Origin of the sequence: Flammeovirga agarivorans (assembly GCF_012641475.1) — a bacterium.
Taxonomy (GTDB): domain Bacteria; phylum Bacteroidota; class Bacteroidia; order Cytophagales; family Flammeovirgaceae; genus Flammeovirga; species Flammeovirga agarivorans.
In genome coordinates this window covers 712,639-734,004 of record NZ_JABAIL010000001.1, presented here as the reverse complement: position 1 = coordinate 734,004, position 21,366 = coordinate 712,639, and the positions used below count along the sequence as shown (strand labels likewise).

Here is a 21,366-nt window from a genome sequence, read left to right as displayed (position 1 = left end):
TATTGTATTATTCCTTTAAATTTCACCTTTCAAATAGGATTGTCTTATCCGTTCATCCATCTTTTCAATCGCATACCTCAAAGTTGTTCTTGACATTTTTTTATAATGCTCATCTAAAAATTTAATTTCAGCTTCTTCATTACGCTTACCTATTTCTTTTAACATCCAACCAACTGCTTTATGCATAAGGTCATGTTGATGCCCTAAATGGTACTCACATAACTTGAAAGCAATATCATAATCATCCTTCTTGATGAAATACATTGTAGCCACAACACTTACCCTTTCTCTCCATAGTTCGCCTGATTTTGTTAACTCAAATAATATATCTGATGACATCCTACCATCATAAATATGTCTTCCTAAAAGTTTGTAACATGAGGTATCTACCAAATCCCAGTTATTGACATAATCTAAATGATGGATGTAAGTTTCAATAATTTGATCTTTAGGTATCTGTTTTTTGGTATAATGATGGAGCATGATGATTAAAGCACACATTCTCACTTCATGGTATTTATTTGTCAATAGTTTCTGAATAACATCAATATCACATGATAGATAAGCTTCTTTTGCTACTAATCTAATATTTGGCACCGTTACTCCTAAGAAATGATCTCCTTCTCCATATCCTCCTGGAAAAGCTTTAAAAAATTTTGGAAGAGCTTCAACTTTCTTTTCATCAATCAAAAGCTCTAATGATTTCACTATTTGGTCTATTATCTGTTTCTGTTCCATTTCTCCAATCAAATCTATATGACAATCCTATTTCCGTAAACCAGGTATTTGAATCTTTTGTAGGTGTAATCCCTCCTCCTATATCCAACATAAAATTATTGGATATCAGATAAGAAAGACCTGTATCTACTCCTGGCTTGAAGTTGTTTAGGTTACCAAACATTTCAACAAATGTTCCGAATTTATCATTTATGGTAATACCAAAATTAAATGTAGAAGGTAAAGTATAATCATTATTTCCGGTATTCGGCAAGTAGGCTCCGATATTCATATTATACGACAACCAACTATTTATTTGATTACTCGTCATAAAATTAAAGACCATCCCTACTTTTTCTCTCTTGTAATCATTGGAAACTGCTCTAAGCAGTAATCTTCCCTGAAAACCAAAAGCAGGTACCCAACCATCATTTTTAGTATAATTATAACGTATACCCAATTGAGTATTACTTATTCCTTTTAAGCGTAAACTATCAACATCAACACTATTTACTTTTACTCTATCACTTTGTAAATCAATGACGGCTTCAATATCAAAATGCTCTGATAAACCTACTCTTAGAAAATTTGTAAATAACCACCCATTAGATTGAGAGTCTATATCCTTAAATTCTGTTCCTGAAATATTGTATCCAGATTGAATCTGTACTACTTTTTTGCCTAATGTATAAGGAGAGAAAGTTAAACCAGGTCTGTCTGTTGTAATACTTTCACTGTATTGGGCATGGGCATAAAAAGGTAATGCAAAAAGTAATAAGAATGCGAGATTGAAGTGTTTCATATGAGTCTTTGAGTTTCACTGAAGTTAATTAATTATTGTATGAAACCCAATTACTCCAAAAAAGAAAATCCTTGTCCGAATAAACGGACAAGGATTATTATATCTAAAGCTGTAACAGCGTTGGTATCAACCAGTAGCTCTAAGCGCACCAGCAATTGCGTTGATCGAAGTCAGTAATTGGAATAATACTGCCTCTACATCTTCTGGATTCGCTTTTTCATCAGCTTTCATTTTACGCCATTTCTTCAACAATTTAATTTGTTGTTTATGAAGTGGGTTCAATGCTTCAGCTCTTAAGAAGCTAGAGTAATAGTGGTTAGCTCTTCTTTCAGCAAAAGAAGTTTTCAATAAGCTATCCATCATTTTTCTAGTTCTAGCTAGCTCTGATAACATTTTGTTTAAGATATCTTCTTTAACATCTTTATCAGTTACCATTGCAGCGTATTCTTTCATGATCTTCTCATCAGTTGCTTCTAATGAAGTATCGATGTTAGTGAATACGTAACGAATTAGAGGATCATGGTTGATCATTTCTTTCAATTGGGCGAAGTCTTCAGGACGTTCTTTTGAAAGTTTCTCTAATGTATAACCTACACCGTACCAAGATGTCATGTTGAAACGAGCTTGGCTCCATGAGAATACCCAAGGAATTGCTCTAAGATCGGCTAATGTTCTTGTACCTGTTCTACGAGCTGGACGAGAACCGATTCTTGATGATTCAATTGCATCAATTGGAGTAGCCTCACCATAGAACTTGATGAACTTAGGATCTTCTAATAAATCAACATAGAAGTTTCTAGATTCAGAAGCTAACCATGAGATTACTTTCTCCAATGGGTGAGCTGGTTTCTTACCTAATTGGTCAGTAACAGTATTGGCCATAGTACCCGCCATTAATAACTCCATGTTGTATGAAGCGTTCATTTTGTTTGCGTACTTCTGTTCAATTGTTTCACCTTGTTCAGTTAAACGCATGTTACCATTTACACCACCATGAGGTAAAGCTTGGATAAACCAGTGAGCAGGACCAGCACCACGAGAAATCGTACCACCTTTACCGTGGAAATAGTTGATATCGATACCTCTGTTTTCACCTACTTCGTATAATCTAGATTCTGCGAAGTGAAGTGACCATTGTGAAGCTAAGATACCACCATCTTTGTTAGAGTCAGAGTAACCAACCATTACCATTTGTTCTGGTCTCTCTTTACCATTTAATTTTCTTTGGTATTCTAACGAACGACGAGTGATTGGGTGATCCAAGAAGTTTTGCATCACTTGAGGGCTAATTTCCAAGTCCTCAATTGTCTCGAATAATGGCACTACAGGAAGTTTACAAACTAAACCTTCTGGAGTTTGCTCCATTAAACCAGCCTCTCTCGCTAATAAGTATACTGCAACAAGGTCAGATACAGATCTAGTCATAGACACGATCAATGCACCGATACCAGCAGTACCAAATTCAGAGATATATTCAGCTAATACTCTGTAAACAGAAGTAACAGCATCTGCTTCTTTAGGAAGTTTTGTAGATGGGTGAGTGAAAGGTCTGTTTGATAACAATTCATTGTTCATGAATGCCAAACGTTTCTCCTCAGACCATGTTAAGAATGAATCACCGTCCATAGATGATGCGTTCAATAATTGAGCGATCGCATTGTCATGGAACGTAGAGTTTTGACGTACATCCAATCTCGCTAAGTGGAAACCGAAAGTATCTAATACTCTAATAGATTCATTTAAGTAAGAGTAAGCCATTCTTTTTGCACCAAACTCTTCTAAAGCTGATTGTAATAACTCTAAATCTGCTTTTAGTTCTGATGCAAAAGTATATTTGAATTCGCTTTCTGATAATTCAACAGCATGCTCTCTTTTTACTTCTACTGGAAGCTTAGCAAGACATAGGTTTACAAATTGTCTGAATGCTTCACCTACGTTTCTTTCTAACGCATCTTTACCAGCATCGCCAAGTTCTTTCGCTAACTCATAGATACGAGTACGAAGAGCCTCTGGCACCTGATCTAAATCACATGCAATAGATAATTTTTTAACCAAGCTGAATAATGAACGACGGATTAATACAAATGCATTTAATCTTAAAATGCTTAATGTTTCAGCCGTTACTTCATTTGTTACACCTGGGTGACCATCTCTATCGCCACCTACCCAGTTACCAAATGAAACTCTTGGTCTATGATCTACTTTATTGATAAATTTCTTATCGAAACCTGCTTCACCCCAAGCTTGTTGGAAACGTTGATCTAAGATAGGTAATACCTCAGGGAATACGTTTGTTAAGTAGTGAATTGCGTTTCTTCTCTCTGATGCGATATCTGGCTTCTCAATATAGATTTCACCAGTTCTCCAAAGAGTATCTAATATTAATTTAATTTTAGCATTGATAGAACGTTGCTCAATACCAGTAAACATAGAGTTTTCTCTTTGTACTAATAATAAGTATAATGTTCTATGGTGCTCTAAAACTGTTGATCTTTTTGCCTCAGTAGGGTGAGCAGTAAGTACTGGCTCAACTTTTACTGATGGTAATATTTTAGCAATCTGCTCTTGAGTATAACCTTGCTCTTTTAAAGCCTTAAGACGTTCACCCCAAAGACCTTTTACGCTTGCTAAGCCTTTATCTTCTTCGCTCTTACGTCTTGACTGAACAGCACCGTTAACCTCTACCATATTCAATAATTGAAATACGATAGAATACAATTGCATATATTTTACATCAAATTTCTTAAGCTCTGGAGTTTGTTCGTTAATCCATGGAATAGCGTTGGCCATTTCTTCCTCCCCACTATCCATAAGTACTTCATGAAGGCACTTCAGTAAGAATTCTAAATCTTCGTAAGGTTTTCCTAAGTGTTTCTTGACAACTTCAAGAGCACTTAGAGGAGTTACCTTTGCTGCTTCTTTAGACATTGTTATTATGAGATTTTAAATTATGAGAATATAAATTCTTTCGTTTACGATTTCTATATGCAAGAATAATATAAAATTTAAAAAAAAAATGAGATATACATCATCAAAGTAAATAATTGTTTTATTTGTTTATTTCAAAAATAGTTCTAACAATAACTACCTTTAAATCACAACTCCTGCTTTACCTTTATCCCTTTTTTCTTTCCTTTCTTCTTTACTAAATCTGCTTATAATCAATCGGTTGGATCTATCGTAGTTCAAGTAGTTCCAAAACCAATTAATAAACACAATCGCTTTGTTTCTTAATCCAATTAATGATAAAATATGGACAAACATCCATATAAACCACGCAAACACCCCTTTAAAACGTGTTTTACCTATTTCAACAACAGCTTTGTTTTTACCAACGGTAGCCATACTACCTTTGTTCTGGTATTTAAAGGGTTTTAAGCTTTTTCCATTTATTAAACATTTCAGGTTTTTGGCTAACAATGTTGCTTGTTGGATGGCAACTGGAGCCACCATGGGATGTCCGTTTGGAAAATCTTCTAGCTTCATACATGCTACGTCACCAACGGCAAATACATTTTGTACTCCTTCTACTTGGTTAAATTCATTCACCAAGATTCGGTTTCCTCTTTCAGTAATTTTAGAGGCATCAAATCCTTTTGGAGCATTTCCTTCTACCCCTGCAGACCAGATCAGATTACGACCTAATAATTGTCCTTCTTCTCCATCTTTAATTGTAATCGCAGTGGTACCATCATAGTCTTTTACTAATGTATTGAAATGAAGGTGAACCCCAAGTTTCTTTAAGTACCTCTCAGCAGATGCTGAAGATTCTTCTGAAAGCGCTGCTAAAACTCTTGGACCTGCATCTACAAGGTGAACCTGCATTTTACGAACATCCAATTCTGGATAATCTACAGGTAAAACATAGTTCTTTAATTCTGATAACGCACCGGCTAACTCCACTCCTGTAGGACCTCCTCCTACAATAACAAAGTTCATGTAAGCTTCGCGTTTTGTTAGATCTTTAGTTTGAAGTGCTTTTTCGAAGTTTTGGAGTAATAAACTTCTTAGTTGAAGAGATTGTACAACAGTTTTTAATGGCATTGAGTGATACCGTATATTCTCATTACCAAAAAAGTTAGTTCTTGACCCTGAAGCGACCACTAAGTAATCATACTTTAATTTACCTAAGTTAGTCACTACCTCTTTCTGTTGGGTGTCAATTTCTTGAACTACAGAGTACCTAAAGTAAAAGTTTTCATAATTATGGAAAAGCTTTCTTATCGGGAATGCAATCGCATCCGGTTCTAGGCCTGCTGTAGCTACTTGATACAATAAGGGTTGAAATGTATGATAGTTATTTCTATCCAACAAGACTACCTGTACCTCTTGACTTTTTAATGATCTGACAAGTTCTAATCCTGCAAAGCCGCCACCGATAATAACGACTCTTGGGATATGCAAGTCAGGGACATCTAAAGTAGCTTGGACCATATGAATAGCATAAAAGTGTTGAAATAATTATTGATATAAAATTAACATACTTTACACTCGATTAAAACAAAAAGAGGAAACATTTCTGTTTCCTCTTTAAATTATTTTTTCTTTTTCTTATCTAGTCCTGATAAGTATTTCAACTGTATCATTTCATCTTCAGAAAGGTATCTCCATTTACCTCTTGGTAGATCTTTTTTCGTTAATCCTGCTAACACTGTTCTATCCAGAACTTCTACTTGATAACCAAACGATTCGAAGATACGACGTACAATTCTGTTTTTTCCAGAGTGTAGTTCAATACCAATTTCTTTTCTATCGTCACCATTAATAGACAAGCCATCCATAAAGATTGGTCCATCTTCTAAAGCGAAGTTTGGATCACGAAGTTTTTCTTCATGCTCTTCTTTAAATGACTTATTTAATTCTACTCTATATATCTTTTGTGTATTACTAGAAGGGTGTGCTACTTTTGTTGCAAACTCACCATCATTAGTAAATAATAAAAGTCCGGTAGTATTTCTATCCAAACGGCCTACAGGGTAAATTCGCTCATCACAAGCGTTTTTCACCAATTGCATTACCGTTTTTCTTTCTTGAGGGTCTTTAGTAGTTGTAATAAAACCTTTTGGCTTGTTTAATAATACGTAAACATACTTTTCTTTTTTCAGTAGTTTTCCTTCGTATTCAACTCTATCATTTGGTTTTACTTTGTATCCCATTTCTGTGACCACTTTACCATTGATCTTGATTTTACCTTCAGCAATCAATTGGTCTGCCTCACGACGGGAACATACACCTGCATTTGAGATGTATTTATTTAAACGAGTTTCAGAAGTTTTTTTAACCTCAGGCTTTTCTTCTTTTAACTCTTTGGTAACTTTCATTACCTTCTTGATATCATAAACAGGCTTTTGAGTTCCTTTTTCGAAAGGGCTATAAGCTGTCTTTTTAATCTTTTCGTTTTTCCTCTGCTTTTGTTTTTCCTCGCTCTTCTTGGAAATTCTTTTCTTAGGTCCACCAAAACTTCTTTCTTGGAACTCATCTCGTTTTGGTTTCTCTTTCATAAACTTCTTGAAAGGACTAGTATTTGATTTTCCTTTTCTAGGAGTATTCTTTTTCATCTAATTTTATTAGAAGGTAACACATGCTGCCAACACGGCAGTAAAAGGTTTATGTATTGCATAACACAAACCAACAATTACAAAGTTCGCGAACTTTCTGATATTGTACACCTTATTTATGAAAACAAAATCAAAGATTTACCCTAATTCATCGATTTTCTGTTGAACATCGTCCAAAATCACCTTTACAACTTGCTGAAAGGTATCTAATTTATCCTGTAAGACCGATATTTCAACATCATTCCCATCTTCCATAAATAAAAGCAGGGTTTCTAAATCCTTATGTTTTAGGTAGGCTGTACTTGATTTTAATTTGTGTGCCTTTTTAGCAAAAGCTACTGTATCGTTCTCGTCTAAATGAGTTTGTAGTTGATTTGGAAATTCATTCAAGTTCTTCTCTATTACCATTAATACAGAGACTAAGAAATCCTCATCTCCATCTGCTACATCATAAAGTCCTGAAAAGTCTACATGGTTAATCATAGTCTAATTGTTTTCTTGATAATTAATTTTTGGCAAGTGATACCCAATACTACCAATGTTTACTTTGTTAATAGATAGTTGTCTTTTTTGATAAAAACTAGGTAAGAATAAATTTAGTCAATTAAATGAGAAAAGTTTGACAGATTAATACAATAAAAAAACTAATCGGAGTTTTTCTCAAATAAATTAGTCTTGGCTGCATCTTCTACTACTTGTTCTGCAAAGTCTTTTCCCAAATAGCTATCAATTACATAATGGGATACATATAATAAAGGTGTCATACCAACTGCAATAATAAACTTATAGATGTAATTGATAATACCAACGGCCAATACTTGTTTTAATGGCCAATTTCCAAAAACATAAAAAGCCACACCTAACACTACAAAAGAGTCTACTAGTTGTGAAATTAAAGTCGACCCAGTTGCTCTTACCCAAATCTGCTTACTACCTGTCAGTTTCCTTAGCCACTGGAATGTATGCGCATCAAGAAATTGACCAATTAAGAAAGCGACCAAAGATCCTATAATAATACCCATTCCTTGAGTAAATATCTTATCAAAGGCTTCTTCTATATTAAATGGGTTGCCTGCAGAATCGGTACTATTCAAATCCAACCAAAATTGTGCGGGAGGAAGTTTTGTAACAAAAAATACTACCACAAAGACATAGGTAATAAGTCCTGCAGTAATAAAAGAGATTTTCTTTACCCCTCTCTTGCCAAAATATTCATTAATTATATCTGTAGTAATAAACACTACCGGCCAAAGTACAACTCCTGCTGTTAAATTAAAATCCAAGACAAAACCGTCCATTATTTTTAATTGAGCTGGAGCAATACCCATAAATGCTTCCAATGAAAAAATCTTAGGGCCAACTAATTCTGCTACTATGGCATTTGTTAGAAATATAGCACAAAGAGCCACATAAAGTGTTTGTCTCTTTCGTTCGTTTATCAGTTGGCTTCGATCCATAAATACGTTCATAAATTCTTATCGATTGAGTTAAATTAGAACATAACAATATTGTACCAAACCTTTGCTTTATAGTAATTACTGTAAGGCGTTTTTGTTTTCAAAAATTAAAAAAAGAGTTCGGTATATTATTTCATAAACAATCTATCCAATTCAATTACCTTTGAAGCATGAAAAAAATGTTATCGTTTTATCCCGGTCCTAGTAAAGTTGACCCGGAACTTTCTTCCTATTTAATGGAAGCGCATGCATCGGGAATTTTATCCAATAATCACAGAAGTAAACCTTTTATGGATTTGATGGAAAATTGTATCAAAACCATAAAAAAGCAATTGGATGTACCTAAAAATTATGAAGTCTTATTTACTTCTAGTGCTACCGAATGTTGGGAAATTACAGCTCAATCCTATTTAGGAAAAAAGTTCTTACATATATATAATGGATCATTTGGACAAAAATGGTTTCAGTACAATCAGAAAATAAACCAACACGTAACTGCTCATGAATATTCCATTCAAAAAAGTATCAGTTTAAATCACTTAAAGAAAATCGATGCTCAAAATGCTGATATATTGTGTTTAACTAGTTGTGAAACGTCAAATACAACAAAAGTTCATCAGAAAACTTTTCAGAAAATAAGAAGTCGATATAAAGATGCTCTTCTATTTATAGATGCAACAAGTAGTATGTCTGGTGTCCGTTTAGACTGGCTCTCTGGAGATATTTGGTATGCTTCAGTACAAAAGTGTTTTGGATTGCCTTCTGGATTAGGAGTTATGATTGTTTCGCCAAAAGCATTACAAGAAGCCAATGCAAATGATTTCCATTATAACAACATACTTTCGATTTATAATAATCAGCAGAAACGACAAACGACCCACACACCTAACACTTTAGGAATATACCTTTTAGAGAAAGTATTGAGTAATAGAAAAGAGATTAAATCTGTAGAGAATCATACCAAGAAAAAAATGCTTCAATTGAAGAAAGCATTAAAAAGGTTAGGGTATAATTTTCTGATCAATACAAATAAGGTACAATCGGAGACTGTCATTGGAATCATTAGTTCTAAAGAACAAATCTCATTAATTAAAGAAAGAGCATTAAAAGAGGAAATTACTTTAGGTAATGGATATGGAAAATGGAAAGACACTTCTTTAAGAATTGCAAATTTTCCATCCCATTCCTATGAAGATATTGAAAGGTTGATTTCTTTCTTTCAAGGGCTAGAAAAATGCAAAAACAATTGAGAAGCTACATTAATAGTATAATTAACTGTTAAAACCGTTAAATTTGAACATCCAATGAATATACATAACTATTTTGTGGTCTAAATGTGAAGCGTGTGATATTCAATTTGAAATTATTTAACCGTTCTTTACAAACAGTTTTTTGTAATTAATGATATCAAGTTGTAATTTCGGGCGCTGAATAACATTTTGATTTGGATTATTCGTAGCATTAAATTCGTATTCAGATGGTAGATATCTTAGGAAAATTAGGTGCCGGAGGGGTCGCAGCTCTGTTGGCATTATCTTTCCTAGCAATTATTCAGATTTTCCGTTTTATAATGAATAAAACTGGTTCTGATATTATTGCTGGTAAAAAGGAAGGAAAAGAGGGTAACATCCTCGTAAAAAAATACAATGATGTAGATGTATCAAAATACTCTTCATTATTTGGATTAATTGGTATGTCATTATCAATGCTAGTCGTACTAGTAGCAATGGAGTTCCCTTCATATGATGAGCAAATTTTAATGGACTTAGGTTCTTTAGAATTTGAAGAAGAAGAAATGGTAGATATTCCTGTTACTCAACAACAACCACCTCCACCACCAAAAGTAACTGCTCCAGTTATCGTAGAGGTACCTGATGAGGAAGAAATCGAAGATGAGATCGAAATCGAAATTCCTGAGGAATTCGACGAAGAAACTGTCATCGAAGAAGCTCCAGAGGTTGAAGAAGAAGAAGTTGAGGAAGTAGTTGACGAAATCTTCGAAATCGTAGAGGATCCTGCAGGTTTCCCAGGTGGTATGGGTAAATTCTACAAGTGGGTTGGTAAAAACATGAAATACCCTTCACAAGCTAAGCGTATGGGCGTGGAAGGTAAAGTATATGTTCAATTCGTTGTAGATAAAGACGGATCATTAACTGATATCAAAGTTGTTAGAGGTATTGGTGCTGGTTGTGATGAAGCAGCTATCAATGTCTTAAAGAAAGCTCCAAAATGGAAGCCTGGTAAGCAACGTGGTCGTGCAGTAAAACAAAGAATGGTATTACCTATCTCATTCAAGCTAGGTTAATCCCAGACAAAATATTAAGAAGAACCGATGTCTATACAGGCATCGGTTTTTTTATATCCAATTGTTTGTATTTTTGTGCTCCAAGTAAAAGCCTGCTTTGGTTTTCTACACAACATATGTTCTAATTTTATGTATAACCAACATCCTTTCAAGCATTTAATCTTATTTTTCTTATTCATATTCTCCATTTCGTTCCTAACATTTGGACAAGAGGATTATGACTATAAAGGATATAAATTTCCCATACGTCCGGGAGAACGGAACTACTTTGCGGGTTCTATGGGAGAGCTAAGAACTACACATTTCCATGGCGGTTTGGATATCAAAACTGGAGGAGTCGAAGGCTACCCAATTTATGCTGCTGAAGATGGCTATATTATTAGAATAAAAGTATCTACCTTCGGATATGGTCGTGTTTTATACATGATGCATCCAAATGGACAAACTTCGGTTTATGCTCACCAACAACGTTTTAATGATGAATTAGAATCTTTTATTGTAAATGAACAATACAAAAAAGAAACTTTTGAAATCAATTTAGAAAACCTACCCGAAAATCAGTTTGTTTACAAAAAGGGTGATTTAATTGGATACGCTGGAAATACAGGCTCTTCATCTGCACCTCACCTTCATTTTGAAATAAGAGATAAAGAAGAGAGGCCATTAAATCCCGTTCACTTTGGTTTCAATGAAGTAGTCGACAATATTCCTCCTACTGTTAGAGCTATTCGATTAAAACCACTATCTATTAACAGTAGAGTTAATGGAGAATATTCGATCAAAAAAATAAATGCAGTTGGTAAAAATGGGCAATATAGATTGAATCAGGCATTTTACGCCACTGGATCAGTAGGTATTGAAATTGACACTTATGACCGAGCAGATGGAACCTACAATAAATATGGCATCAACACTATTAAAATCTATGATGGCGATGAACTAATCTATCATCATGAAATTGATAGAATTCCATTCGACATGAGTGCTAACATTAATACGTTTACTGATTATTATGCATTCTTACAGGAAAAAAGAAGGTATCAACGTCTTTATTTCTTTGATGCGAATCACTTACCTATTTATCCTAATAAACAGCTAAATGGTCACCTCAATATTAATGATGGGCAAAAACATGCTATAACTGTTAGACTATGGGACAGTTTCAACAATGAAACTCAAGTAGAATTTACAATTTCTGGTAATCATATAAAACCAAAGCAATCCAACAAAATAATCCTACAAGATACTCTTAAAGTAGACGAAAATATCTTGATCTTAGGTGTAGCCAATCAGAGTGAAAAGGAACTCCCTTTACATTTTCCTTTATGGAGTGAAAAGATTCCACTTGCTTACAGTAAAGGTCAGCTTAAGTACTACTTATGGGATTTAAGAAAAGGGATTCCAAGGGCCTATACAGTTAATGGAGAGAAAAAAGCTACTCATTTAAAGTATATGATTCCTTCAGGAGCTCATTTTAAATACTTCGATCAAATTGCTAACATCGAAGTAAATGATCATATCTTATTTGATACCCTTTTCCTCAATATGGAAGAGAAAGAGAATCAATTAATTATAGGTAATTATTACACACCTTTACATGGCAAGGTTTCAATTGATTACACTGTAAAAGATTCTACCTTATTGGGAGATCAACAATTTGTTTTCCGAAGAACAAGAAAAGGAGAGTTAGAATATATTGGGGGAACTTGGCAAGGAAAAACTATTTCATTTAGAACAAATAGGTTAGGTACATTCGAGATTCACAAAGAAGATACACCTCCTAAAATCACTTTATTAAAACAGTGGCAGCCCAATCAATTACGTTTCAAAATTGAGGATGAGGAATCTGGTATACATAAATATTCTGCTACATTGAACGGGCAATTTATCTTATTGGAATATGATGCTAAAAAAGATATGTTAGTTACTCGACTAAAGAATAAAAACGGACCATTTAAAGGTCATTTTAAAATGATAATCACAGATGCTGCTGGTAATGAAAGCATCTTCGAAAAAGATTTTTAATAATAAAGGCTACCTAAACCAAGGTAGCCTTTATTGTTTTATTTCATTGGAGATAATTCCTTCTCGATAATATTTGCAGGTTTTAAAGGCAAATCTATATCTTTTAAATTTCCTTTATTGATATATAGCTTTTCCTTGATGCATTTCATTCCTATTACATATGCTTTTGCATTATTAATGGCATCTACAGAAAGGAGTTCATCATTTTTAAAATACCAAATCGATACTTTATTTCCTTCTTCTTTTCTGATGACCTTATCTGTATAACCATCAGATACACCCACAATTTGTAATTTTGTATCAAATTGATCAGACCAAAACCAAGGAATACTGTTGTAAGTAAAAGGGGTATTACAAATCTTTGCTGCCGCTACTTTTGCTTGATCGACTGCATTTTGAACTGATTCTAATCTCAATGAAGTCTCATAATGTGGATTATAATGATAACTGCAATCTCCAATAGCAAAGATATTTTTCTCAGAAGTTTCAGTAAACTGATTAACACAAATACCATTTTTCACTTCGAGATTGAGCATGTTTGCTAAGTGAGTATTCACTTTTACACCAACACCTAAGATGATCATATCTGCAGAGAAGTTAGAATCATCTTCACAGTAAACGATGGTATCTTCATTCCTTACCGTAAACGATACTACTGATTTATTTGTGAGAATATCCACACCATGATCGCTGTGTAATTCATGAAAATAAGATGATGTTTCTTCGGAGGTCACCCTTGCTAAAATCCGGTTCTCTCTTTCCAACACAACAACACTTGCCCCTAACTTTTTTAACGATGCAGCGATCTCTAAACCTATATACCCTCCACCAATAATTACAACTCTTTTACGCTCTGAGGTAGTTATATAATTTTTTATTGATGTAACATCATTTGCGTTACGTAACGAAAAACAGTTATTCAATTGATCTATCCCTTCGATGTTAGGAATAATTGGAGATGCTCCAGTTGCTAATATCAACTCAGTATAACTGAATTCTTCACCGGTACAGGTTGTCACACTTTGTTTCTGCTTATCCACTGTTTTTACTTCAGTACCTAGCTTCAGATGAATATTCTCTTTCTGATAGCTCTCTAGAGATTTGATACAATTTTGTTCAATATTATCGTCTGAAGTAAGATATGTTTTTGATAACGGTGGTCGGTGATATGGTAATACAGGATCTTTATCTATGATGGTTATACTCCCTTTATACCCTTCTTTCCTTAGAGAAAATGCTACATTCACTCCTGCATGACTACCACCAATGATCACACACGCTCTGTCTTTTTGTGTTTCCATCAACCTAAATTATTTAACCACATTCAAGACTACTCCGTCCATAGCGTCGGTAATTTGTAATTGGCAACATAGTCTGCTGTACTCATTAGCATCATCATCCAACTCCAACATATCTTGTTCTATTTCACTAGCTTCTCCGGTTTTTGAAACATGAGATGGATCAACTTGAACGTGGCATGTTGCACATGAACAAACTCCTCCGCAATCTCCATCAATGCCAGTTACATTGTTTTTTACTGCCAACTCCATAACAGAACCAGACGTTGCTTCTACTATAATTTCTTCTTGATCTTTTGTGATAAATGTTATTTTTGCCATAATAGTGTCTTATTAAAATTGATTGGAAAGAAAGTCACAGCTATGCTGTGACCTCTGAGACAGAACGTCGATTGAGACGCCATAAGATTTATTTTCCAGAGAAGTTTACGGTAATATTATCAAACCCAACTTTACGGTTAAACTCTCCCCATTCTTCGATATTGTCTTTATAATTTTTAATCTCAATACCTCCTACTTTCTCAGCCAATGAGCCTAATAGTACTTTCAAAATCTGACGGGCATGAGTTGCTCCCAAGCAATTGTGATGACTAAAACCGAACCCTACATGAGGATTAATTTTTCTATCCAACACTACTTCATTTGGTTTTTCGAATACCGCTGAATCTCTATTTGCTGAAGCCCAACACATAGATACTCTAGAGTCATTTTTGATGGCATGTTCACAAACCTTGGTATCCTCTGTTACTACTCTGCCCATATGTGTTAAAGGAGAAAAATAACGCACTAATTCTTCTACAGCCTTTGTGATGATTTCAGGCTCCTCATGTATTCTTTTTAGAGCTTTAGGATTTTCTGCGAAATATGAAATTGAATTTGTGACAGCATTAATCACTGTATCTCGTCCACCTGCGAAGGTTAGAATCATCACTCCTTTTACCTCTTCCTTTGACATTTTCTGACCATTAACTTCAGAAGATAATAACATAGAATAAAGGTCATTCCCTGGGTTTTCTATGGCTTTATCGATTTGTTCATCCAAGTAATCGTATAAAATGTTTGCCTTATCTCCGTCTAACGCAGTGTCTTCACTTCTAAAAACATGAACACCCCATGAAATCCATGTTTCAGACTCCTCATATGGAATATTGAGTAATAGAGTAAGTGCTCTAGATTGTAATTTCAAAGAGAAGTCTGCTACTACTTCCACATCCTCTTTATTGATCACTTCATCAACTAACTCATCAATAATACCTTTCAATTTAGCTTGGTATTCCTCTTCTAATGGTCTTTTAAACCATGGCTCTACCAAGTTTCGGTAATCTGTATGTTCAGGTGGATCTACCTCAAAAGGAATTTGTCTGATGTCTCGAATAGCCACTTCTGATGGTACAACAATTCTTCCCGGTTTTGCTCCAGAAATAAATGTCTTCCAATTATGTGCTGTTTTTCTTACATCCTTAAGACGTAAAAGCATCGTTACAGGGTCATTCTGATCCTCAATATCGCTGTAACCTTTCTGAATTCTAGCTTGCTCAAATGGATCTGGAAATTCACTTGTCTTGGTCTTTTTCTGATCTTTTGTTACGTGTTCCATAGTTCAAAGTAATGTGTGTATTTACTAGTGAAGGTGCTTTTTCAAAAAACATCAGACATAAAAAACCTATATCACAAAGCTTAGTTTGGTAATTCTGAATTTTATGAGATGAACTAAGAGAGAAAAAGTAAACGATCACTTCATTTCAAAAAAGAGGGCAACGCCTACATTACAAATGTCGGGAGAGGAAACACATTTAAGGTTCTTTATTTTAATTAAAAAGTAATGTATTTTAACATCAAATATTATTTGAATATAAAATCATCACATAATAGATAACAAATTATCCAATCTTCTTATACATTTTTCTAAAACCAAGAGGTGAATAACCTTTGAACTTTTTAAACTGTTGATAGAAAAAAGGAAGACTATCATATCCACAAGTATAACCTATTTCAGCTACTTGCATATCCGTTTCTAACAATAAACGACTTACTCTGTTAATACGGTATTCATTAAGGTAAACGAAGAAAGGTCTCTGCATCACTTTACTGAAGAACCTTGAAAAAGATTGCTCAGTCATGTTTAGTTCAGCCGCGATTTCTGATAATTTAATCTTTCTTGAGAAGTTTTCTTCAACATAATTCTGAACTACTTCTATCCTAGTATTAGTTTCGTGATTATTGTTATAAGAATACGATGCTCCTGCTAAAATTTGTTTATCCTCTAAAGAACCAAGTTGTCCTAATAATTCAATAAACTTAAGGTGCCTTTCTAAACCTTGGGCATTAATAATCTCCATCATTCTATCAAAAGCATTTACTTTTTCCGGTTGATGAAAAAGAATACCTCTTTCAATATTCTTTAATGCAACTTGGATATCATGAAAATGGGCTACCGAATCGATAAGTTCCTTAGGCCATTGTATTACTAATGACTCAGCATGTTCAGGTCGTTCTTGATCATTTTTCCAACAGTGAGGTAAATTAGCTCCCAATAGTACCAGTTCTCCCGGTTGATAATCTGCGATATTATTTCCTACGTATCTACTTCCTACACTATTTATAATATATGTCAGTTCAAATTCTGGGTGTACATGCCAAGGTGTTTCAAAGTGTCTGTTGCTGTATTTAAAGGCTCTTACATTAGATTCATCTTGTGTAATCACCTTTTCTAAAATTGCTTTCATAGCTTAAAAAGTAATGTATATAGTAATTAGTTTAGGTATAGAAAGAATGTTGATTGCAAAATAAATAACTTTTTCATCAAAATAAAGAACAAGATCAACAATAAAAGCTACGTCATTTGTAATCGAGTTAGTGTACAACATAATTACAACACACTCATTTTTTGGAACGCTATAGAAACATCTAATTAACAAAAACACTATGGGGATACTATCAAAAGCTGCTATTAGTAATGGTAAAGGCGGATTTAAAATTGACACTATTTCTGTCGAAGATCCTAAAGATGATGAAGTATTAGTTAAAATTAAAGCTGCAGGACTTTGTCATACTGATCATGATTCATTGACTTGGGGAAAACCTATTGTTTTAGGGCATGAAGGAGCAGGTATTGTAGAAAAAGTTGGTAAAAGTGTCAAAAATGTAAAAGTTGGAGACAAAGTAATTCTCAATTGGGCAACGCCTTGTATGACTTGCCATCAATGTCAGGACGGTAATCAACATATCTGTGAAACAAACTCTCCAGTTACTGCGGGAGGTAATGGTTATACACCGGGACATGCACACTTAGAAGGAACAACCTTTAACGGGGAAGCTATAGAGAGGTCATTTAATATTGGTACTCTAGCAGAATACACTTTAGTAAAAGATGTTGCTTGTGTAAAATTGGACAGTCAAATGCCATTTTCTTCGGCTAGTATTATTAGTTGTGGGGTAATGACAGGATATGGCTCTGTAGTTAATTCTGCAAAACTTCAAGCGGGATCATCTGCTGTAGTAATTGGAACAGGAGGTGTTGGACTTAACGCTATTCAAGGTGCTAGAATTTCTGGGGCCTCTAAAATTATTGCTATTGATATTAATCCTGAGCGTTTAGAAATGGCTACGAAATTTGGAGCAACACATACCATCTTAGCCGATAAAAATGATAAAGGATTAGCAAATGCTGCGTTATCTGTAAAAGAATTAACAGATGGTAGAGGAGCCGACTACGCTTTTGAATGTACAGCTATTCCTGCACTAGGAGCTGCTCCTTTGGCTATGGTTAAAAATGCAGGAACAGCCATTCAAGTAAGTGGAATTGAAGAAGAAATTACTATTGATATGCGCTTATTTGAATGGGATAAAATCTATATCAATCCTTTATATGGAGGTTGTAGACCTGAAGTAGATTTCCCTAAGCTTGTTAATTTATACAATAAAGGGGACCTCATGTTAGATCAAATGATCACTAGAACATATCCATTGGAGAATCTAGAGCAAGCATTTAGAGATATGCTTGAAGGTAAAAATGCTAAAGGAGTAATTGTATTTGAATAATGGTAACATCAAAATTTAGAACTACAGAAATTTCAAACCCAAAGTTTGAAATGGATGGACTCCGCTTTATCACAGTAAAAACGGATAACTTACAAGGAAGAGGAGATATTTGTGTATTTGTTCCCAAAGGAGAACATAAAGATCTACCAATTGTCACTTTACTACATGGTGTATATGGTAGTGCATGGATTTGGGCTTTTATGGGTGCGGCTCATATTACTGCCCAAAGACTAATAGACGAAAAGGTGATACAACCATGTATTTTGGCGATGCCGTCGGATGGATTATGGGGAGATGGTTCTGCCTACAATCAGCATCATGATTATAATTTTGAAAAATGGATTGCCGAAGATGTACCACAGGCGGTATTAGAAAATATCCCTCAGGCTTCAGCTTCGTCTAAATTATTTATATCAGGATTGTCTATGGGAGGCTTTGGTGCACTAAGAATAGGTGCAAAATACGGACATCAATACTCAGGTGTAACAGGACATAGCTCAATTACAGAAATTGATCAGATGAAATTATTCGTGGAGGAAGATATTAGTAATTATAAGCAAGCTTACCGTATAGATGAAGATGTTTTTACTGCTGTATTGGATAACAAAGAACATTTGCCTCCTTTCCGTTTTGATTGTGGAAGTTCAGATGAATTAATCTCTTACAACAGACAATTACATAAAGACTTAACTGTAAATAATATTCCACACGAATATGAAGAATTCGAAGGAGGACACCAATGGGAATACTGGCAAGAGCATTTAGAAGATACCTTAAAGTTTTTTGATAGACTATAAATTCACAGCTTCTCACTTTTAAGCTACTTTTTTGATTATCTTATGGAGATAATACCATAAACACACACTATGAAAGCAACTTCTGAAAAACGTATTATTTCTATCACAGGGCCTAGTGAGTTTACTAATATCACATTAGAAGAACCTCAGGATTATGCAGCAGGTCTCCCTGCGGTTAAAATTGCATTGGGTCATGCTATGAAAGAAATGGGAATGGCCAAGTCATTCCAAACTTTATCTAAGATGAACCAAAAAGATGGTTTTGATTGTCCTGGCTGTGCATGGCCAGATCCCGACCATCGTTCAAATCTTGGTGAATTTTGTGAAAATGGTGTAAAAGCGATTGCGGAAGAAGCTACAAATAAAAGAGTAGATATAGACTTTTTTAAAAGGCATAGCATTGCAGAAATGTCTCAATGGACGGACTTTCAAATTGGTAAAAGTGGACGTATTACTCATCCAATGGTTGCATATGAAGGTAAGGAACATTACGAACCTATTTCTTGGGATGATGCTTTTAAAATTATTGGAAAAGAACTTCAGGCTTTAAATGATCCGAACGAAGCTGTATTTTATACTTCTGGCAGATCAAGCAACGAAGCTGCCTTTTTATATGGACTATTTGCTAGAGCGATGGGAACGAATAATATGCCTGATTGTTCAAATATGTGCCATGAGTCTAGCGGAGCAGGACTTTTCCAAACCTTAGGTATTGGTAAGGGTTCTGTTACCTTAAACGATTTTGAGGATGCAGAAGTGGTTATGGTAATCGGTCAAAATCCAGGCACAAACCACCCAAGAATGTTATCCGCTTTAGAAAAGTGTAAAGCAAATGGAGGAAAAGTTGTCACAGTAAATCCGCTTAGAGAAGCAGCTCTAGTACGATTCAAAAATCCTCAAGAAGCAAAAGGTGTTGTTTTAGGTGGTACTGCCATCACCGATATTTTCTTACAAGTAAATATCAACCAAGATGTTGCATTGCTTAAGTTGATCATGAAACGATTACTTAAGATTGAGACGGAAAAAGGTGGTGTTTTTGATCATGAGTTTATTAAAAAGAATACCTCAGGATATGACGAATTCATTAATGATCTCTCTAATTATGATGAAGACACATTACTTGAGCAAACAGGTATAGATCCACTGCTTATTGACAAAACAGTAGCATTACTTGCTCAAAAGAAAAGAGTGATCATCTGTTGGGCCATGGGTTTAACTCAACATAAAAATGGTGTCGATAATATTCGGGAATGTGTAAACCTTCTTCTATTAAAAGGGAGTATAGGTAAAAAGGGATCGGGTACTTGCCCTGTAAGAGGCCATAGTAATGTACAAGGAGACCGTACAGTCGGGATTACCCATCATGTATCGAAAAAATTAAATGATGGTTTTCAAAAAACCTTCAATTTTACTCCTCCAACAAAAGAAGGGTTAGATGTTGTCCATAGTATTCAAGCTATGCATAATGGGTTAGCAAAAGTATTTATTGGACTTGGCGGTAACTTCCTATCTGCCGCGTCTGATACGATCTACACCGCCGAAGCATTACAAAATTGTAACTTAACAGTATCTATCAGTACAAAATTAAATCGTACACATTTGGTTACAGGTAAAACTTCATTGATTTTACCTACTCTCGGTAGATCAGAGGAAGATCAAAACCGTTTTGTTACGGTAGAAAACAGTATGGGTAGAGTGCATTCTTCTCAGGGAAGGTTAAAGCCCGCTTCAGAATTTTTGATGAGTGAACCCGAGATTGTATCTAGAATTGCTGAAAGTTATTTTCAAGAAAATAGTACTATAGACTGGAATACACTTGGAAAAAACTATGACTTAGTGAGAGAGAAAATTTCACAAGTTTTCAATGGTTTTGACAATTACTCTGAACGCTCTAAAAAGTCTGGATTTGATTTACCAAACCATGCGAGAAAAGGAGATTTTTCTCAATTACCTGGAGGTACAGCTAAATTCAGTATCAATCGATTGCCTGATCATCAACTAAAAGAAGATGAATTTTTGATGATGACAATCAGAACTCATGATCAATATAATACCACTATTTATGGTTTAGATGACCGTTATAGAGGAATTTATAATGAACGTAGAGTGGTTTTAATCAATAAAGACCAAGCAGCAGAAATGAATCTCAACAAATTTGATGTTGTGGATATTGTAAGTAACTATGTTGATACAGAAAGAAGAGCTAAAAACTTTTTAATTATTCCTTATGATATCCCAAGAGGAAACTTAGCCTCATACTTTCCAGAAGCTAATGTTGTGATTCCAATAGATCAATTTGCTGATATAAGTAACACACCAATTAGTAAGTCTGTGAAGGTGACATTAGAAAAAAAATAATTTGAAGG

17 protein-coding genes are annotated in these 21,366 nt (G+C 34.6%); 6 read left to right on the top strand and 11 right to left on the bottom strand.

Going from position 1 to position 21,366, the window contains the following annotated elements; all coding sequences use genetic code 11:
* Nucleotides 1–15 precede the first annotated feature (15 nt).
* The 7 genes from HGP29_RS03015 to HGP29_RS02985 all read right to left on the bottom strand — a co-directional run bounded on the left by HGP29_RS03015 (nt 16) and on the right by HGP29_RS02985 (nt 8,534).
* The gene (locus HGP29_RS03015; protein WP_211093184.1) at nt 16–738 is read right to left on the bottom strand and encodes a DNA alkylation repair protein; all 723 of its coding nucleotides are present in this window, start codon (nt 736–738) and stop codon (nt 16–18) included.
* On the bottom strand, nt 683–1,519 hold the full coding sequence (locus HGP29_RS03010; protein WP_168880834.1) for a transporter: 837 nt from the start codon (nt 1,517–1,519) through the stop codon (nt 683–685). Before HGP29_RS03010 ends, HGP29_RS03015 begins: the two co-directional genes overlap by 56 nt.
* A 126-nt stretch (nt 1,520–1,645) precedes the next feature.
* Nucleotides 1,646–4,447, bottom strand: a complete 2,802-nt coding sequence (locus HGP29_RS03005; protein WP_168880832.1) for a phosphoenolpyruvate carboxylase — start codon at nt 4,445–4,447, stop codon at nt 1,646–1,648.
* A gap of 162 nt (nt 4,448–4,609) precedes the next feature.
* Nucleotides 4,610–5,953, bottom strand: coding sequence for an NAD(P)/FAD-dependent oxidoreductase (locus tag HGP29_RS03000; protein ID WP_168880831.1), 1,344 nt, complete (start codon nt 5,951–5,953; stop codon nt 4,610–4,612).
* 101 nt (nt 5,954–6,054) lie between these two features.
* Nucleotides 6,055–7,077: a pseudouridine synthase gene (locus tag HGP29_RS02995; RefSeq protein WP_168880829.1), complete on the bottom strand. Its 1,023-nt coding sequence runs from the start codon at nt 7,075–7,077 to the stop codon at nt 6,055–6,057.
* A gap of 138 nt (nt 7,078–7,215) precedes the next feature.
* Nucleotides 7,216–7,560 carry a hypothetical protein gene (locus tag HGP29_RS02990; RefSeq protein ID WP_168880827.1) on the bottom strand — a complete coding sequence of 115 codons (345 nt, stop codon included), beginning with the start codon at nt 7,558–7,560 and terminating at the stop codon, nt 7,216–7,218.
* 161 nt (nt 7,561–7,721) lie between these two features.
* Nucleotides 7,722–8,534 (bottom strand): queuosine precursor transporter, encoded by an 813-nt coding sequence (locus HGP29_RS02985; protein WP_168881227.1) that lies wholly within the window; start codon nt 8,532–8,534, stop codon nt 7,722–7,724.
* 170 nt (nt 8,535–8,704) lie between these two features.
* Here HGP29_RS02985 and HGP29_RS02980 point away from each other — a divergent pair, with 170 nt between their 5' ends.
* The 3 genes from HGP29_RS02980 to HGP29_RS02970 all read left to right on the top strand — a co-directional run bounded on the left by HGP29_RS02980 (nt 8,705) and on the right by HGP29_RS02970 (nt 12,864).
* A complete protein-coding gene (locus HGP29_RS02980) occupies nt 8,705–9,784 on the top strand; it encodes an aminotransferase class V-fold PLP-dependent enzyme (RefSeq protein WP_168880825.1) in 1,080 nt (359 codons plus the stop codon).
* 227 nt (nt 9,785–10,011) lie between these two features.
* Complete coding sequence (locus HGP29_RS02975; protein ID WP_168880824.1) at nt 10,012–10,839, top strand: energy transducer TonB; 828 nt, start codon at nt 10,012–10,014, stop codon at nt 10,837–10,839.
* Nucleotides 10,840–10,968: 129 nt separating this feature from the next.
* On the top strand, nt 10,969–12,864 hold the full coding sequence (locus tag HGP29_RS02970; RefSeq protein WP_168880823.1) for a M23 family metallopeptidase: 1,896 nt from the start codon (nt 10,969–10,971) through the stop codon (nt 12,862–12,864).
* A gap of 38 nt (nt 12,865–12,902) precedes the next feature.
* Here HGP29_RS02970 and HGP29_RS02965 read toward each other — a convergent pair whose 3' ends face one another.
* The 4 genes from HGP29_RS02965 to HGP29_RS02950 form a co-directional block, all read right to left on the bottom strand.
* Nucleotides 12,903–14,165, bottom strand: a complete 1,263-nt coding sequence (locus HGP29_RS02965; RefSeq protein ID WP_168880822.1) for an NAD(P)/FAD-dependent oxidoreductase — start codon at nt 14,163–14,165, stop codon at nt 12,903–12,905.
* A 9-nt stretch (nt 14,166–14,174) separates the two neighbouring features.
* Nucleotides 14,175–14,483 (bottom strand): 2Fe-2S iron-sulfur cluster-binding protein, encoded by a 309-nt coding sequence (locus HGP29_RS02960; protein ID WP_168880821.1) that lies wholly within the window; start codon nt 14,481–14,483, stop codon nt 14,175–14,177.
* Between the two features lie 88 nt (nt 14,484–14,571).
* Nucleotides 14,572–15,759, bottom strand: a complete 1,188-nt coding sequence (locus tag HGP29_RS02955; RefSeq protein ID WP_168880820.1) for a cytochrome P450 — start codon at nt 15,757–15,759, stop codon at nt 14,572–14,574.
* A gap of 283 nt (nt 15,760–16,042) precedes the next feature.
* Entirely contained in the window at nt 16,043–16,888 is an 846-nt protein-coding gene (locus HGP29_RS02950) for an AraC family transcriptional regulator (protein ID WP_168880819.1), read from the bottom strand.
* Nucleotides 16,889–17,087: 199 nt separating this feature from the next.
* Between HGP29_RS02950 and HGP29_RS02945 the strand changes: the two genes are divergently transcribed.
* From HGP29_RS02945 to HGP29_RS02935, 3 genes are all read left to right on the top strand, one after another.
* Nucleotides 17,088–18,203, top strand: coding sequence for a Zn-dependent alcohol dehydrogenase (locus HGP29_RS02945; RefSeq protein ID WP_168880818.1), 1,116 nt, complete (start codon nt 17,088–17,090; stop codon nt 18,201–18,203).
* Nucleotides 18,203–19,000, top strand: a complete 798-nt coding sequence (locus HGP29_RS02940) for an alpha/beta hydrolase (RefSeq protein ID WP_168880817.1) — start codon at nt 18,203–18,205, stop codon at nt 18,998–19,000. The genes HGP29_RS02945 and HGP29_RS02940 overlap by 1 nt, the downstream gene beginning before the upstream one ends.
* A gap of 69 nt (nt 19,001–19,069) precedes the next feature.
* Nucleotides 19,070–21,358, top strand: coding sequence for an FdhF/YdeP family oxidoreductase (locus HGP29_RS02935; protein ID WP_168880816.1), 2,289 nt, complete (start codon nt 19,070–19,072; stop codon nt 21,356–21,358).
* Nucleotides 21,359–21,366: the final 8 nt, after the last annotated feature.

What these genes read in the sequence shown, in the direction of transcription:
- HGP29_RS02940 (WP_168880817.1), top strand. Translation starts at nt 18,203, where the DNA reads ATGGTAACATCAAAATTTAGAACTACAGAAATTTCAAACCCAAAGTTT.
- HGP29_RS02990 (WP_168880827.1), bottom strand. Translation starts at nt 7,560, where the DNA reads ATGATTAACCATGTAGACTTTTCAGGACTTTATGATGTAGCAGATGGA.
- HGP29_RS03010 (WP_168880834.1), bottom strand. Translation starts at nt 1,519, where the DNA reads ATGAAACACTTCAATCTCGCATTCTTATTACTTTTTGCATTACCTTTT.
- HGP29_RS02985 (WP_168881227.1), bottom strand. Translation starts at nt 8,534, where the DNA reads ATGGATCGAAGCCAACTGATAAACGAACGAAAGAGACAAACACTTTAT.
- HGP29_RS02955 (WP_168880820.1), bottom strand. Translation starts at nt 15,759, where the DNA reads ATGGAACACGTAACAAAAGATCAGAAAAAGACCAAGACAAGTGAATTT.
- HGP29_RS02970 (WP_168880823.1), top strand. Translation starts at nt 10,969, where the DNA reads ATGTATAACCAACATCCTTTCAAGCATTTAATCTTATTTTTCTTATTC.
- HGP29_RS02975 (WP_168880824.1), top strand. Translation starts at nt 10,012, where the DNA reads ATGGTAGATATCTTAGGAAAATTAGGTGCCGGAGGGGTCGCAGCTCTG.
- HGP29_RS02950 (WP_168880819.1), bottom strand. Translation starts at nt 16,888, where the DNA reads ATGAAAGCAATTTTAGAAAAGGTGATTACACAAGATGAATCTAATGTA.
- HGP29_RS03000 (WP_168880831.1), bottom strand. Translation starts at nt 5,953, where the DNA reads ATGGTCCAAGCTACTTTAGATGTCCCTGACTTGCATATCCCAAGAGTC.
- HGP29_RS03015 (WP_211093184.1), bottom strand. Translation starts at nt 738, where the DNA reads ATGGAACAGAAACAGATAATAGACCAAATAGTGAAATCATTAGAGCTT.
- HGP29_RS03005 (WP_168880832.1), bottom strand. Translation starts at nt 4,447, where the DNA reads ATGTCTAAAGAAGCAGCAAAGGTAACTCCTCTAAGTGCTCTTGAAGTT.
- HGP29_RS02995 (WP_168880829.1), bottom strand. Translation starts at nt 7,077, where the DNA reads ATGAAAAAGAATACTCCTAGAAAAGGAAAATCAAATACTAGTCCTTTC.
- HGP29_RS02935 (WP_168880816.1), top strand. Translation starts at nt 19,070, where the DNA reads ATGAAAGCAACTTCTGAAAAACGTATTATTTCTATCACAGGGCCTAGT.
- HGP29_RS02960 (WP_168880821.1), bottom strand. Translation starts at nt 14,483, where the DNA reads ATGGCAAAAATAACATTTATCACAAAAGATCAAGAAGAAATTATAGTA.
- HGP29_RS02945 (WP_168880818.1), top strand. Translation starts at nt 17,088, where the DNA reads ATGGGGATACTATCAAAAGCTGCTATTAGTAATGGTAAAGGCGGATTT.
- HGP29_RS02980 (WP_168880825.1), top strand. Translation starts at nt 8,705, where the DNA reads ATGAAAAAAATGTTATCGTTTTATCCCGGTCCTAGTAAAGTTGACCCG.
- HGP29_RS02965 (WP_168880822.1), bottom strand. Translation starts at nt 14,165, where the DNA reads ATGGAAACACAAAAAGACAGAGCGTGTGTGATCATTGGTGGTAGTCAT.